Genomic DNA, 13408 nt, shown 5'->3' on the forward strand with positions numbered 1-13408 from the left:
GGGCCCGGCTTGATCGACTCGCGCTTGATCGGCTTCATGTCGGCGACATGGCGGTATCCCGGCCCCTTGGACCTCGCCATGTCGCCGACATGGCGAGCGTCGACCGGGCCCCGTGAGCAGGCATCGGCCGGGTCGGCGGGGTGGATTCGCATGGCGGGCGGGTGTGCTGTTAGTCTTGTCGCCGGCCCGCCTGGTGCAAGCCAGGTGGGACCAAAGCCGGTTCGCCGGCGGAGGGGCTGTGGCGCAGACCGGTAGCGCACCTCGTTCGCATCGAGGGGGTCAGGGGTTCAAATCCCCTCAGCTCCACCCAGTTGAAAGGCCGTCTCCGTAGTTCGGAGACGGCCTTTTTCGATCTTGTGCATCACGGCCGCCTCCGGCGGCGCCCAGGGTGCGTATTGCGGTCGAGCAACCTTCCCCGGCGGCGGTCGGGGTTTGACCGGTTTCGATCTGTGGGCTGGACGCCGCAGCTCCGGACCGGAAGCATGAACGCCGTCCGTGAGCAAAAGGGCATCGCTGCGTGAGGAGAGGCTCCGGTATGCGCGTTTCTGTCAGGATCTTCGGTGTCGGGGTGGCTTCGGCCGCGCTGCTGGTCGCCAGCCCGATGCCCGCCATGGCCGAGGACGGCCCCGTCTACACGCGGGTGTGGACGTACCCGTCCGGCGGCAGCGGCGAGGGCGGCGAGACGCGGGCGGACCTGAACTTCACCTCGGCACGTTCGGTGACGTACAACAACTGGACCATCAACGACATCTGCCCCGGTGACAACTACCGCGTCATCGCGCGGGCGCGCGCCCAGCTCCGGGACGGCTCGTGGGCCAACGGCACCTGGCACGAGGACGACGGCACGTGCGACAGCGACGCCTGGGGCCCGTACGACGGCAAGGAGCTGAACACCTCCCGCGACATCATGAAGGCCGGGCTGCAGGTCTGCGTCGACCTCGGCCCTTCGCTGAAGTGCGAGGCGGAGTACCGGGACAACGGCCACACCTCGTAGGTGGCGGACCGGATCGGCCCGCTGGCCGTAGCCGAGGCCCCCGGCTTCCCGACGACCCTCCCGTGAAGCCGGGTGGTCGACGGGAACCGGGGCCCGGGTGCCGGCGCTCGCTCAGCGGGTCAGCAACGCGCGGATCTCCCGGGCGACCAGGCCGGGAGCCTCCTCGGCCATGAAGTGGCCGCACGTGACCGGGACGTGGTGGAGGTCCGGGGCCCACGCCTTCCACAGCCCGGCGGCGTCGAAGCCGAGCATGGAACCCCAGTCCTGCTGCAGCACGGTGACCGGCATGGTCAGGGTGCGACCGGCGTCGCGGTCGGCCTGGTCGTGTTCGATGTCGATGCCGGCCGAGGCCCGGTAGTCGGCGACGATCGAACCGATGGCGGCGCGGGCGGCGTCGAGGTAGGCGCGGCGGACGTCGGCGGGGATGGCCTGCGGGTCGTTGGTCCACAGATCGAGGAAGTGGCCGAAGAAGTCGTCGGAGGCCCCGGCGATCATCTTCTCGGGTAGGCCGGGCGGCTGGGCCATCAGGTAGAGGTGGAAGCCGACCTGGGCGCTGACTCCGTGCATGACGTTCCACATGTCGAGCGTCGGCAGCACGTCCAGCGACGCCAGGTGCGTGACGTGCTCCGGGTGGTCGAGCCCGGTGCGGATCGCGACCAGCGCACCCCGGTCGTGCCCGGCGAGGGCGAACCGGTCGTGGCCCAGCGCCTTCGCGACGGCCACCACGTCGGCGCCCATGGTCCGCTTGGAGTAGGTGTCCGGCCCGTCCTCGGCCGGCTTGTCGCTGGCGCCGTACCCGCGCAGGTCGGGACAGATCACGGTGTGCTCCACGGCCAGCTCGGCGGCGACGTGCCGCCACATCAGGTGGGTCTGCGGGAAGCCGTGCAGCAGGACGATCGGGCTGCCCGAGCCGGCCACGGCGGTGTTGAGTTCCACGCCGTCGGCGACGGGGACGCGTACGTAGTCGAACTTCATGATTCGCACCTTTCGCTCGCGGGTCGACAACCACTGTCCGAGGTTCGGATGAGCAGCGGATGAGCGCCGGGATAGCGTGGCTCCGTGCGCCGTGGGCCTGTCACGTTCGGCGTTCTCGGCCCGGTGGTCGCCGAGGACGCACAGGGGCGTCCCGTCGCGTTGAAGGGCCCCATGCATCGTGCGGTACTGGCCCGACTGCTGGTGGCCCGCCGCCGGGTCGTACCCGTCAGTGATCTTGTCGATGATCTGTGGGTGTCGCCTCCGGATGGCGCGGTGTCCGCCGTGCGGACCTTCGTCGCGGCGCTGCGCAGGGCGGTCGAGCCGGACCGTCCGCCGCGGGCACCGGCCTCACTGCTGGTCACCCAGGGCCTCGGGTACGCACTGCGCTGCGAGCCCGACCAGGTGGACGCCTGGCGGTTCGAGCGGGCCGTCACCGACGCCGGCACCATGGACGCGGCCGCGGCGCTGGTCCGGCTGGACGAGGCGCTCGCCTGGTGGCGCGGTCCCGCGTACGCCGACTTCCCGGACGCCGCCTGGGCGCGGGCCGACCGCTCCCGACTCGCCGAACTGCGCCTGCAGGCCGTCGAGGGGCGGGCCCAGGCCCGGCTCGACCTGGGGCGGGCCGCCGAGGCGGTCCCCGACCTCGACGAGCATGTCATCGCGCATCCGTGGCGGGAGCAGGGGTGGCGGCTGTTGGCGTTGGCCCTGTATCGGTCGGGTCGGCAGGGCGATGCCCTGGCCGTCCTGCGTCGGGCCCGTGAGCTGCTCGCCGGCCACCTGGGCGTGGAGCCCGGCCCGGCCCTGCGCGAGCTGGAGACCGACATCCTGCGGCAGGAGCCGCGCCTGGCCGGGCCCGCCCGACCCGATCCGGCCGGCGAGGTGTTGATGCGGGCCGTCGCCGCCTACGACCGGGTGCTCGCCGGTGGTGCCCGGGTGCGGCTGGAGTCGGCGGTCGGCCTGCTGCGCAACCTCGCGGTGACCGGAGCGGGTGGCCTGGTGGCGGCCCGGGAGCAGCGCGCGGCGACGATCGCCGCCGCCGAGCAGCTCGGCGACCCGGCGGTGACCGCGCGGGTGATCGGCGCGTACGACGTGCCGGCCATCTGGCCGCGCGCCGACGACCCCGCGCATGCCGCCGGCATCGTCGCCGCCGCTGAACGGGCCCTCGCGGTCCTCCCCCCGGGCGGCCCCGACCCCGTCCGGGCCCGGCTGTTGGCCACCATCGCGATCGAGTCGCGCGGCACCCGTGACCTGCGGCCACGCGAGTACGCCCGGCAGGCCGAAGCGATCGCCCGCGAGTTGGACGACCCCGCGCTGCTCGCGTTCGCGTTGAACGGCGTGTTCATGCAGAGCTGCCACCACACCGGTGGCTCCGTGCATCGCGATCGGATCGGCGCCGAGCTGGTGCGCCTGGCGCACCGGCACGGCCTGGCCTCCGCGGAGGTACTCGGCCACCTGATTCGGCTGCAGTCCAGTTGTGCGACGGCCGCGTTCGACCGGGCCGACCGGCACGCGGAGGCCGCCGACGACCTGGCCGGTCGGCACGAGCGTCCCCTGGTCGGCGTGTTCACCCAGTGGTATCGGGCACTGCGTGCCGACGTCGCCGAGCGGGCGCCGGTCGCGCGGGCCGAGGCGCTGTACCGTGGTGCGGCGGCCCGGCTGGACGAGGCGGGCATGCCCGGCATGCGCGACGGCCTGCTGCCGCTGGCGCTGCTCGGCCTGCGCCTGCGCCGTGGCCTGCCGCTCGCCTCCGCGGACGACCAGTGGGGGCCCTACGAGCCGTGGGTGCGTCCCCTGCTCGAACCGGGTCGGACCGCGCTCGCCGACGTGCCGGACCCACCCGCGGACCTGCTCGCCGAGGCGCTGTGGTGCCTGTTCGGGCGGGCCGCGACCGCCGCAGCCGACCGGGCCGCCATGGTACGGGCCAGGCGGGCGCTCGCCCCGGCGGCGGTCGAGTGGGCCGGCGCGTCGAGCGGGGCACTGACGGTCGGCCCCGTCGCGGATCAGCTGGCGGCGCTGGACGCCGCGCTGCGACCCGGCTGACTCGTCAGAGGTAGGCGATCTCGCTGAAGGTGAGCGGGATGAAGCTGGTGGGGCCGCCGTAGGTCCAGGTGATGTAGGCGTCCGCGCCGGTGCGGTATTCGCCGGACATCCGGGGGTATTCGGTGTCGGCGCTCGCGGTGGTGGTGCTGTAGCTCGTGTGGGTGTTGTACGTGACCTGGCTGCTGTAGCGGAACAGGGCGACCTCGACCTGGATCGCGTACACGGGCTGGGTGCACCGCACGGTCGCGATGCCCTCCTCGCCGCCGCCGTACGGGCCGCCGTAGTAGACGAAGGGCTTGGACGGGGTCAGCGTGCAGGTGATGTCCAACGCGCCCACCTTGGCCGTCGCGACGAGCGGACCGCGAGCGGTCGTGGCCTGCGCGGAATAGGTCGCGGTGCCGGCGGAAAGCGGGGAGCCCTGGTTCTTCGCCGCGCTGCCCGCGGCCTGGCTCGGCCCGGCCACCGCGAGCAGTGCGGCCGAGAGGGCGACGGTCGACAGTGCGGCGAACGCCCGGAGGGTCCAGCCTGGACGTACTTTCGTCATTACGCGTCCTTCTGTGCGTCGTGATCGAGCAGGTCGGGGAGGTGCTGGAGCCAGTCGGGTTCGACGAATGCGGCAGATCGGTCGCTCTTTTCCGCGGCGACTCTCCGCGGCGGCCGGAGTTGGGCACGCACATGCCCAGGAATGCTTCGGGGAAAAGGGCATAGTGGATGGTCGGCTGTCGTGCCGCTCGTCGAATCCGCCTGGTCAGAGTCTCGCAGTGGCCCCGACCGCCGCGCAAGAATGCGACCGCCGATCCGAGTGTCGCCATTCTGTCCGAGTTCATCGATTGGTTGTTTCGGATTGCACTTGCGGCGCGTGGGAAGAATGTCTTCGGTATTGCGGGAAGCGCAACTCCCATTGATTGACGCCGCGTCAGCCGAGGCCGAGCCGGTGCAGGGCGAGCGCCACGAACCCGCGTACCGACCGGTCCCAGCCGGGCACCTCGGCGTCGAAGTCCGCGCCGCGGGCCTCGACGAGGACGTCGAGGGCCCGGTCGGGCAGCCGGTCGCCGAGCCGACGGGCCAGTGCGACCGCGGCGGTGACCCGGACGACCGCGGTGTTCGCCGAGAGCAGCCTGCTCAGGCGGGCGTCGGTCCGCGCCGAGTCGACCGGACAGTGGCCGAGGGTGAGGTTGGCGCTGGCCCGGGCGGCGGCGTGGGCCCCGTCGGCGGGGACCGCGACGAGCCCGGCCAGGGCCGCCTCGTCGGGCGCGAACCAGGCGAGCAGCTCGGCGGCGTGCCCGGCGAGCTGCGGGTCCGGCTCGGCGAGCCAGCGGACGTACCGGTCGGTGTGCCTTGCCCCGGCGTGGAAGGCATCGGCCGCCCAGCGGACCGCCGCGTCGCCGGCCAGGCCCGCGACCTCGTCGTGTTCGCACAGGTCCCCGGCCGCCAGGTGGCGGGCCACCAGCGTCGCCTGGTCGTCGGTGATGCCGTCGGCGGCGGCGAAGGCCCGGCGCGGGTCGAACGGCAGCGCGTCGTCGCGCCGGTCGCCGAGCACCACCGCGCGGAGCAGGCCGACCACCTCCGCCCGGTCGCCGGTGGTGGGGTCGTCGGCGAGCGCCGCCAGGAACGGCACCACATGGCGGCTCGCCTCCCACCGCGTGCCCTGGTGGTGGACGGTGCCGGACAGCTCGGACCGTGCACGGCTCCGGGTCGGCGCGTCCGCCGACCGCAGTGCCCGCAACTGGCCCGGTACGTCGGTGGCCGGCCCGTACGCGTGGTGCAGCGACCCCCACGGGACCTGGTCGAGCCCGGCCAGGGGATCGGCGGACCCGGCCACGCCGGTCAGCGCCGTTCGAGCGTGAGCAGCGGCTCGGACAGCGGCGGCGACGGCGCGTCGGGGTCGGCGGCCACGGCCTCCTCGATGCTGCGCAGGCCGGCCTCCACCTCGTCGGGGTCGAGCTGGGAGAAGAACGAGAGCGCGCGCAGGCGCAGCCGGTCGAGCACGTCGGCCCGGGTGCCCTCGGACGGTTGGGTGACCGTGCCGAAGCCGGTGACCCGCCAGCCGGCCGCCGTGAACATCGCGACGACCTCGTGCAGCGGCTGGAACTGCGCGAGGTCCGCGGCGAGGCCGCGCGGAAAGTGGTCGAGCCACCAGGGCTCGGGGTGGTGGTCGCTGAAGTTGCCGCGCAACAGCAGCCGCCCGCCCGGCCTGAGCGCCCGGGCCAGCTCCCGGGCCGCGCGGGGCTTGTCCTGGACGTGGTGCCAGGACAGGAACATGAGCGCGTAGTCGGCGCTGCCGTCCGGCACGGGCAGGTCCTCGGCGGAGCCCGCCAGGTAGCGCACGTCGGGGTGCGGGGGCTGCGCCTGGGCCACCTCGCGCATGCGTACTGCGGGTTCGATGCCGGTGACCGGCCCGAACGCGTGCGCCAGCGCGGGGGTGAACCGGCCGGTCCCCGACCCGACGTCCAGCCCCACCAGGGGGCGCCGCTGCGGCAGCGCGGCGGCGAACGCGCTCAGCCATGCCCTCGACTGCTGCTCGGTGAGCGCCCGGGCGCGTGCGTAGTGCTGGTGCTGCTCCCGGTCGTAGTCGACCCGCCTCATCCGCCGCGCTCCCTCGCCCGTCAAGCCTGTATCCGATGTATCGCATCGATACATCGAGACGATACTGGGCGGGGCGCAACAAGGCCACGCCCGGCGGGCCGGAACCGCCGGGGCCACCAGGCTCGGTGGCCCCGGCCCGCCGGGTCAGCTACCGCAGATGCCGTACGCGTTGAGGCTCCACGAGCCGGCGAAGCCGTCGGCGTCCTCGTGCGCCCCCACCCGTACGGTGGTGCCCCCGGTGATGTTGACGGCGCTGAGCAGCACCTGACCGTTGCCGGCATTGATGTCCGCGCCCGCGCTGTAGAGCCCCTTGCCGGCCGGGCACGACTTGAAGGTGCTGTCGGACGGGTTGCTCGCGCCCGTCCCCGTCACCACGATCCGCTCCAGCCCGGCGGGCGCGGTGGCGCAGACCGCGATCGCGGTGGCGCTCCAGCCGGCCGGCGAGGTGTCCTGCACCGCGACCGCCCGGACGGTCACCGAGGTCAGGTCGAACGACGGCACCACCTGGTCGAGCACGACGTCGCCCAGGCCGCTGTTGACCCGCCCGCCCATCCCGATGACCTTCTTCGTCCCGCAGCTCGCCGTGACGTACTCCGTCCCGGCCGCCCCGGTCGTGGCCACGACCTGGTAGCCGGCCGGCGCGGTGGCGCACTGGGCGAGGGCCTGGAGCCCCCAGTCACCGGCGAAGTTGACCGGGCCGACCTCCCGCATCGTCGCGATGAAGCCGGTGCCGTTCGCCAGCGGCTCCAGCCGGTCCAGCCCGACCCGACCGGCGGCCGACGAGCCGGCGGGGAGGTATCCGCCACCCCCGGTGACCACCTTGCCGACCGGGCAGGACGCGAGCGCCGACTTGTCCACGCTGCTCTCGGCCGCCGACTGGGTGACCGTCTCCAGCCCGGCCGGCGTCGCCGAGGCCGGCGCCGCCCAGCCCATGGCGGCGATCACGGCCGCCGTCGACGCGACGACCGTCAGCGCGCCCTGTCCCCTGGTTACTCGCATGTCGCTCTCCCTGTCCACCGTGGCCGGCGTCGTGCCGGTTCGCCTCTCGCCGCACCCGTGGGCCGGCGATGGGGAGAGCCTGGGCGGGGCCGCTTGTCGTCCGCTATCCGACCGCTTGTCGCCGGCCGCGCCGCCCCCGCCGTCCATAGACTGTGGTCGTCCGATCACGACTGACGAGGAAAGCCATGCGGTGGTCCCTCCTCGGCCCCGTCCAGGTGACCGCCGGGGGGCGGGTCCTTCCCATCGACCGCCCCCAGCAACGTGCCGTGCTCGCGCTGCTGCTCCTCAACGCCGACCGCCTGGTCCCCGCCGGGCAGCTCGTGGCGGCGCTCTGGGCCGACGACCCGCCGGCCAGCGCCCGGACCCAGGTGCAGGTCTGCGTCTCCCGGATCCGGTCGGCCCTGCGGGACGCGGGCGCGGGCGACCTCCTGGTCACCCAGGGCGGGGGCTACCGACTCACCGTACGGGGGACGGAGCTGGACCTGACCGAGTTCGCGGAGGCGGTCGAGCGGGCCCGGGCCGAGGAGGCGGCCGGGCGGCCGGCGGAGGCGGCGCGGCTGCTGCGCGCGGGCCTGGCGCTGTGGCGCGGGCCGGCGCTGGCCGGCGCGGCCGGGGCCTTCGTCGACACCGCCGCCGCCGGCCTGGACGAGCAGCGGCTGCTCGCCTGCGAGCGGCTGGCCACCGTGGAACTCGGCCTCGGCCGGTTCGCCGCGACCGCGCGCGCCCTGCGCCCCCTGGTGGCCGAGCATCCGCTGCGGGAACCGCTGGTGGCCGGGTATCTGCTCGCCCTGGCCGGCTGCGGCCAGCGGGCCGCCGCGCTGCGGGTCTACGCCGAGACCCGGCGTCGCCTCGTCGACGAGCTGGGCGTGGAGCCCGGCCCCGAGCTGAGCGGGGCCCACCTGCGGGTCCTGCGGGGACAGTGGCCGCCCGGGCCCGTACCCCCGGAACCGCCGCCGCCCGCCGGGCCCGCAGCCCCGGAACCGCCGCCCGCCGGGCCCGCGCCCCCGGAGCCCACGCCGCCCGCCGGGCCGCCCCCGACGCAACTGCCCGGCCAGCCCGCCTGGTTCACCGGGCGGGCGGCGGCGTTGCGGCAGCTGGACGCCCTGTTGCCGGCCGACGCGGCCGACGCCGACCCGGGCGGCGGCGCGGGCCGGGCGGTGGTGATCTCCGCGATCGCCGGCACCGCCGGGGTCGGCAAGACCACCCTGGCGGTGCACTGGGCGCGCCGGATCGCGCACCGCTTCCCCGACGGGCAGCTCTACGTCAACCTGCGCGGGTTCGACCTCGACGGCCGGGCGGTGCCGCCGGGCGAGGCGCTGCGCGGCTTCCTGGAGGCGCTGCACGTGCCGCCCCAGCGGGTGCCCACCGACCTGCCCGGGCAGGCCGCCCTGTTCCGGACCCTGCTCGCCGACCGGCGGGTCCTGGTGCTGCTCGACAACGCCCGCGACGACGAGCAGGTGCGCCCCCTGCTGCCGGGCTCGCCGGGCAGCCTCGTCGTGGTGACCAGCCGCAACCGGCTCACCGGCCTGATGGTCACCGACGGGGCCCACCCGGTGGCGCTGGACCTGCTCCCGCCGGCCGAGGCGCGGGAACTGCTGGGCCGCCGGCTCGGCCGGGGCCGCGCCGACCGCGAGCCGGCGGCGCGGGACGAGATCGTCCGTCGCTGCGCCGGCCTGCCGCTGGCGCTGGCGATCGTGGCGGCGCGGGCCGTCGGGCAGCCCGCCGCGCCGCTGGCGGCCCTCGCCGCCGAGCTGCGGGACACCGACCCGGACCGGCTGACCGCGCTGGCCACCGGCGACCCCGCGACCGACGTACGGGCGGTCTTCTCCTGGTCGTACCGGGCGTTGGACGCCGACTCCGCCCGGCTGTTCCGGCTGCTCGGGCTGCACCCGGGTCCCGACGCCGCGCGGCCGGCGGTGGCGAGCCTGACCGGCCTGCCGCCGTCCCGGGTGGGCCCGCTGCTGGCCGGGCTGACCCGGGTGCACCTGCTCACCGAGCGCACCCCCGGCCGGTACGCGATGCACGACCTGCTCCGCGCGTACGCGTCGGAGCTGTGCCACGGGCTCGACCCGGAGGCGGAGCGGGAGGCCGCCCGGCGTCGCCTGTTCGACCACTACCTGCACGCCTCGCACGCGGCGGACCACCTGCTCGACCCGTACCGGCTGGCCCGGCCCGCCGCGTTGCCGCCGCCGCAGCAGGGGGTGACGGTGGGCGACCGGCCGGACCACGCCTGGGCGACCGGCTGGTTCGCCGCCGAGCACCACGTCCTGCTGGCCTGCGTGGAGCAGACGGCGGCCACCGGGCTGGACCGGCACGCGTGGACGCTGGCGGCGGCCCTCACCACGTACCTCGACCGCAGCGGGCACTGGCCCGAGCTGGCCGCCGCGCAGCGGACCGCCCTGGCGGCGGCGCTGCGCCGGGGTGACCTGGCCGGGCAGGCGCTGGCGCACCGGGGCCTGGCCATCGCCTGCACCTGGTCGGGCGACCACGAGGCGGCGCACCGGCACTACCGCCGCGACCTGGAGCTCTACCGGGAGTTGGGCGACGACACCGGCCGGGCGCACACGCACCTCGGGGTGAGCTGGGTGCTGGCGCGGCAGGGCCGGCTGCGGGCCGCCCTGGCCGAGACCCGACTGGCCCTCGACCTGTACCGGGCCGCCGACTACCGGGTCGGGCAGGCCAAGGCGCTCAACAACCTGGGTTGGATGCACGCCAGGCTGGGCGAGCCGGGGCCGGCGCTGCGCTGCTGCCGGGCGGCCCTGCGCCTGCACGAGGAGAACGGCGACCGGCACGGCGCGGCGTTGACCTGGGACAGCCTCGGCTACGTCCAGCACGGCCTCGGCGACCACGACCGGGCCGCGGACTGCTACCGGCGGGCGCTGGCGCTGCACCGGGAACTCGGCGACCGGTACGACGAGGCGGAGGTGCTGGACAACCTGGGTGACAGCCTGCGGGCCGCCGGTGACCTGGACGCCGCGCGCCGGGCGTGGCGGGAGGCGTTGGCGATCTTCGACGAGCTGCGCCATCCGGACGCCGACCGGCCCCGGGCCAAGCTCGCCGCCCCGGCCGCCGCAGCGCCGGCGGGTGCCCCGGCGGCGTCGGTGGCCAGCGCGGCGGGTGCCCCGGCGGCGTCAGTGGCTGGCGGCGAGCTTTAGCACCAGGTCGGCGGCCCGCCCCACCCCGCCGGCCCGGCGGCACTGCTCGCCCCAGTGCCGGCTGCGTTCCCGGAAGCTCTCCTCGGTGAGCAGCCGGCGCAGCTTCGCGGCCACCTCGCCCGCGTCGACGTGCGGCGGGCGGTCGAGCGCCAGCCCGACGCCGGCGTCGACCGCGCGGGCCGCGATGTCGTAGCAGTCCAGCCAGAACGGGGTCATCAGCATCGGCTGCCCGAAGTGGACGCCCTCGTGGAAGCCGTTGGCCCCGCCGTGGCAGACGAACGCCCGGACGTTCGGGTGGGCCAGCACGTCGAGCTGGGACGGGATCCACTCCTCGATCCGCACGTGCGGCGGCAGCGGGCCGGGCAGCAGGTGCCGCTGCGCGGCGGGCAGCTTCCACAGCACCTGGTGCTCGGGCCCGATCGCGGCCAGCGCCTCGGCGAACGCCCGCACCTGCGGGCCGGTGAGCCGGGCCAGGGTGCCCAGGCAGGCGTAGACGACCGAGGTCTGCCGGTCGAGCCAGCCGATCAGCTCCGCGCCGGGCGCGAGCCCGCCCGCCGCCGGTCCGCCCGGCGCGGTCTGGCGGGGCGCGGGTTCGCGCGGCGGCACCATCGGACCGAGCAGGTGCAGGTGCTCCGGCGCGGGGAAGGGATATTCCAGCCCGAACACCGTGTAGCCGAAGACGGCCGTCGCGGCGGCACTGTATTTCTCGGGGTCGCCGAAGGCGTTGTCGATCCGCTGGGCGCGGCGGTGCCGGGCCTGCCCGGCGAGCGCGCGCAGCAGCGACAGCCGCAGGCGGGCGCGGAAGGTCAGGTTGGTCCACCGCTGCCGGGGGCCCAGCCGGCGGGGCAGCCCCGAGGTGGGCGTCGGATAGTCCCACGGCAGCCGGCTCAGGTAGACGTTGCTGGGCGGGAACGCCAGGCTCAGCACGTACGGCACGCCCCGCGCCAGCGCCGCGTCGAGCGCGCCCAGGTTCAGCATGTCGATCACCATCAGCGAGGGCCGGATCTCGTCGATCTGTTCGAGGGTCCGCGCCCGCACCCGGTCGGCCACCTCGGGGATCCGGATCTGCCGGGCGAGGGCGACCAGGCCGGCGGTGGTCATCGGCCCCCGGGTCATCGCGGCGTACAACTCGTCGTCGACGCGGAGCACGGTGTCGCCGGTGGAGCGGAAGCGCAGCGGGCTGCCGGTGGCGTGGGCCGCCACCCGGTCCCGCGCCTCCTCCTCGGCGGCGAACCACAGGCCCGGCTCGCCGCGCCGGGACAGCTCCCCGGCGATGGCGAGCAGGGGGTTGAGCTGCCCCGGGTGCGCGGGGCTGGCGAAGAGGACGGAGCGCATGGGTGTCCCTCCTACGGCCGGAGCCGTACCGGCAACTGGTCGTACCCGCGCAGCACCCGGGTCGGGCGGCGGCGCGGCACCCCGGCCAGCGCCGCGTCGGGGTAGCGCTCGAAGAACGCGGCCAGCCCGAGCTGACCCTCCAGCCGGGCGAGCGCCGCGCCGAGGCAGTAGTGCACGCCGCTGGAGAACGAGAGGTGGTCGCGGGCGTTGGCGCGGGTGACGTCGAAGCGGTCCGGGTCGGCGAAGACGGCGGGGTCCCGGTTCGCGCCGCCCATCATCGGCACCACGACCTCCCCGGCGCGCACCCGTACGCCGACCACCTCCGTGTCGGTGAGGCAGTAGCGGGCGGTCGTCTGGGCGGGCGAGTCGTACCGCAGGATCTCCTCCACCGCGTTGGCCCACCCGTCGGGCCGCCCGCGTAGCGAAGCGAGCTGGTCGGGGTGGCGGACGAGCAGGTGGATGCCGGTGCCGAGCAGGTTGACCGTGGTCTCGAACCCGGCCACCAGCAGCAGGCCGGCGAGGGCCAGCAGCTCCTCCTCGGTGAGCCGCTCGCCGTCGCTGTCGAGGTGCACGAGGCGGCTGAGCAGGTCGTCGCCCGGGTCGGCCCGCAGCCGGGCGAAGTGCCCGCGCAGCCACCCGTTGAGCTGCCCGATGGCGGCCTCGGCGGCACGGTACTGCCGCAGCGTCAGCCCGAGGTCGAGCGTCGGGGTGGCGGCCTCGCCCCAGGCCAGGAACCGCTGCCGCAGGTGCTGCGGCACGCCGAGGATCTCCGCGATCACGGTGAGCGGCAGCAGGCTCGCGTAGCGCCCGATCACCTCCACGGTGCCGGCGGCGTCCGGGGACAGGTCGTCCAGCAGGGCCGAGGCGTGCCGTTCGATCCGTGGCCGCAGCCCCTCGATGGCCCGGGGGGTGAAGACCTTGGCGACCAGGCGGCGGTAGCGGGTGTGCGCCGGCGGGTCGACGACCAGCATCGAGGGCGGGTCGGCCGGGCCGATGGGCCGCCCACTGCGGCCGAGGCGGCGCAGCACCGCGAGCGGGCCGGGTGCCGGCAGTGAGCCGGGGTCGCTGCTGAACGCCTCGCCGCGCAGCACCGCGACGACCGCGTCGTGCCGGGTGGTGCTCCACATGAGCCGGCCCCGGACCAGCGCGCCGGCCTCCCGGACCTCCCGGTAGAACGGGTACGGGTCGTCGCGGATCGCCGGGTCGAAGAAGAGCCGGGCCTGCGCGTCGCCCCGGCGGGCGGCGAGGCCGATGCCGAGCCGGGCCAGGCCGTGCCGGTCGACCCAGCGCACGAGGGTCCCCGGTCTGGTCAGCTCCACCCGAA

At 75.3% G+C, this 13408-nt stretch carries 10 protein-coding genes and 1 tRNA gene; 4 read left to right on the forward strand and 7 right to left on the reverse strand.

Annotated features, from left to right (window positions below):
• The first annotated feature begins 232 nt into the window (after positions 1 to 232).
• Positions 233 to 306, forward strand: a tRNA-Ala gene (locus tag TK50_RS05655).
• 229 nt (positions 307 to 535) lie between these two features.
• A complete protein-coding gene (locus TK50_RS05660) occupies positions 536 to 994 on the forward strand; it encodes a hypothetical protein (protein ID WP_043961771.1) in 459 nt (152 codons plus the stop codon).
• Between the two features lie 111 nt (positions 995 to 1105).
• On the opposite strand, the gene TK50_RS05665 is transcribed toward TK50_RS05660, so the two are convergent.
• Positions 1106 to 1969 (reverse strand): alpha/beta hydrolase, encoded by an 864-nt coding sequence (locus TK50_RS05665; protein WP_043961772.1) that lies wholly within the window; start codon positions 1967 to 1969, stop codon positions 1106 to 1108.
• Positions 1970 to 2140: 171 nt separating this feature from the next.
• Here TK50_RS05665 and TK50_RS05670 point away from each other — a divergent pair, with 171 nt between their 5' ends.
• On the forward strand, positions 2141 to 4009 hold the full coding sequence (locus TK50_RS05670; RefSeq protein ID WP_082106193.1) for an AfsR/SARP family transcriptional regulator: 1869 nt from the start codon (positions 2141 to 2143) through the stop codon (positions 4007 to 4009).
• Positions 4010 to 4013: 4 nt separating this feature from the next.
• Here the strand turns inward: TK50_RS05670 and TK50_RS05675 are convergent, their stop codons facing one another.
• From TK50_RS05675 to TK50_RS05690, 4 genes are all read right to left on the reverse strand, one after another.
• The gene (locus tag TK50_RS05675; protein WP_043961774.1) at positions 4014 to 4553 is read right to left on the reverse strand and encodes a hypothetical protein; all 540 of its coding nucleotides are present in this window, start codon (positions 4551 to 4553) and stop codon (positions 4014 to 4016) included.
• 372 nt (positions 4554 to 4925) lie between these two features.
• Complete coding sequence (locus TK50_RS05680; RefSeq protein ID WP_043961775.1) at positions 4926 to 5831, reverse strand: hypothetical protein; 906 nt, start codon at positions 5829 to 5831, stop codon at positions 4926 to 4928.
• 5 nt (positions 5832 to 5836) lie between these two features.
• Positions 5837 to 6595: a class I SAM-dependent methyltransferase gene (locus tag TK50_RS05685; protein ID WP_043961776.1), complete on the reverse strand. Its 759-nt coding sequence runs from the start codon at positions 6593 to 6595 to the stop codon at positions 5837 to 5839.
• Between the two features lie 144 nt (positions 6596 to 6739).
• Entirely contained in the window at positions 6740 to 7594 is an 855-nt protein-coding gene (locus tag TK50_RS05690; protein WP_144420168.1) for a hypothetical protein, read from the reverse strand.
• Positions 7595 to 7779: 185 nt separating this feature from the next.
• Here TK50_RS05690 and TK50_RS05695 point away from each other — a divergent pair, with 185 nt between their 5' ends.
• Complete coding sequence (locus TK50_RS05695) at positions 7780 to 10749, forward strand: AfsR/SARP family transcriptional regulator (protein ID WP_052503632.1); 2970 nt, start codon at positions 7780 to 7782, stop codon at positions 10747 to 10749.
• On the opposite strand, the gene TK50_RS05700 is transcribed toward TK50_RS05695, so the two are convergent.
• Both TK50_RS05700 and TK50_RS05705 read right to left on the reverse strand, forming a co-directional pair.
• Positions 10726 to 12084 (reverse strand): glycosyltransferase, encoded by a 1359-nt coding sequence (locus TK50_RS05700; protein ID WP_043961778.1) that lies wholly within the window; start codon positions 12082 to 12084, stop codon positions 10726 to 10728. The genes TK50_RS05695 and TK50_RS05700 overlap by 24 nt on opposite strands.
• A gap of 11 nt (positions 12085 to 12095) precedes the next feature.
• Positions 12096 to 13403 carry a cytochrome P450 gene (locus TK50_RS05705; RefSeq protein WP_052503633.1) on the reverse strand — a complete coding sequence of 436 codons (1308 nt, stop codon included), beginning with the start codon at positions 13401 to 13403 and terminating at the stop codon, positions 12096 to 12098.
• Between the last annotated feature and the right edge of the window lie 5 nt (positions 13404 to 13408).

This window comes from Micromonospora haikouensis (genome assembly GCF_000876225.1).
Classification (GTDB): domain Bacteria; phylum Actinomycetota; class Actinomycetes; order Mycobacteriales; family Micromonosporaceae; genus Micromonospora; species Micromonospora haikouensis.

Coding starts and splice junctions, on each gene's coding strand:
- TK50_RS05660 (WP_043961771.1), top strand. CDS start 536: ATGCGCGTTTCTGTCAGGATCTTCGGTGTCGGGGTGGCTTCGGCCGCG.
- TK50_RS05665 (WP_043961772.1), bottom strand. CDS start 1,969: ATGAAGTTCGACTACGTACGCGTCCCCGTCGCCGACGGCGTGGAACTC.
- TK50_RS05670 (WP_082106193.1), top strand. CDS start 2,141: ATGCATCGTGCGGTACTGGCCCGACTGCTGGTGGCCCGCCGCCGGGTC.
- TK50_RS05675 (WP_043961774.1), bottom strand. CDS start 4,553: ATGACGAAAGTACGTCCAGGCTGGACCCTCCGGGCGTTCGCCGCACTG.
- TK50_RS05685 (WP_043961776.1), bottom strand. CDS start 6,595: ATGAGGCGGGTCGACTACGACCGGGAGCAGCACCAGCACTACGCACGC.
- TK50_RS05690 (WP_144420168.1), bottom strand. CDS start 7,594: ATGCGAGTAACCAGGGGACAGGGCGCGCTGACGGTCGTCGCGTCGACG.
- TK50_RS05695 (WP_052503632.1), top strand. CDS start 7,780: ATGCGGTGGTCCCTCCTCGGCCCCGTCCAGGTGACCGCCGGGGGGCGG.
- TK50_RS05700 (WP_043961778.1), bottom strand. CDS start 12,084: ATGCGCTCCGTCCTCTTCGCCAGCCCCGCGCACCCGGGGCAGCTCAAC.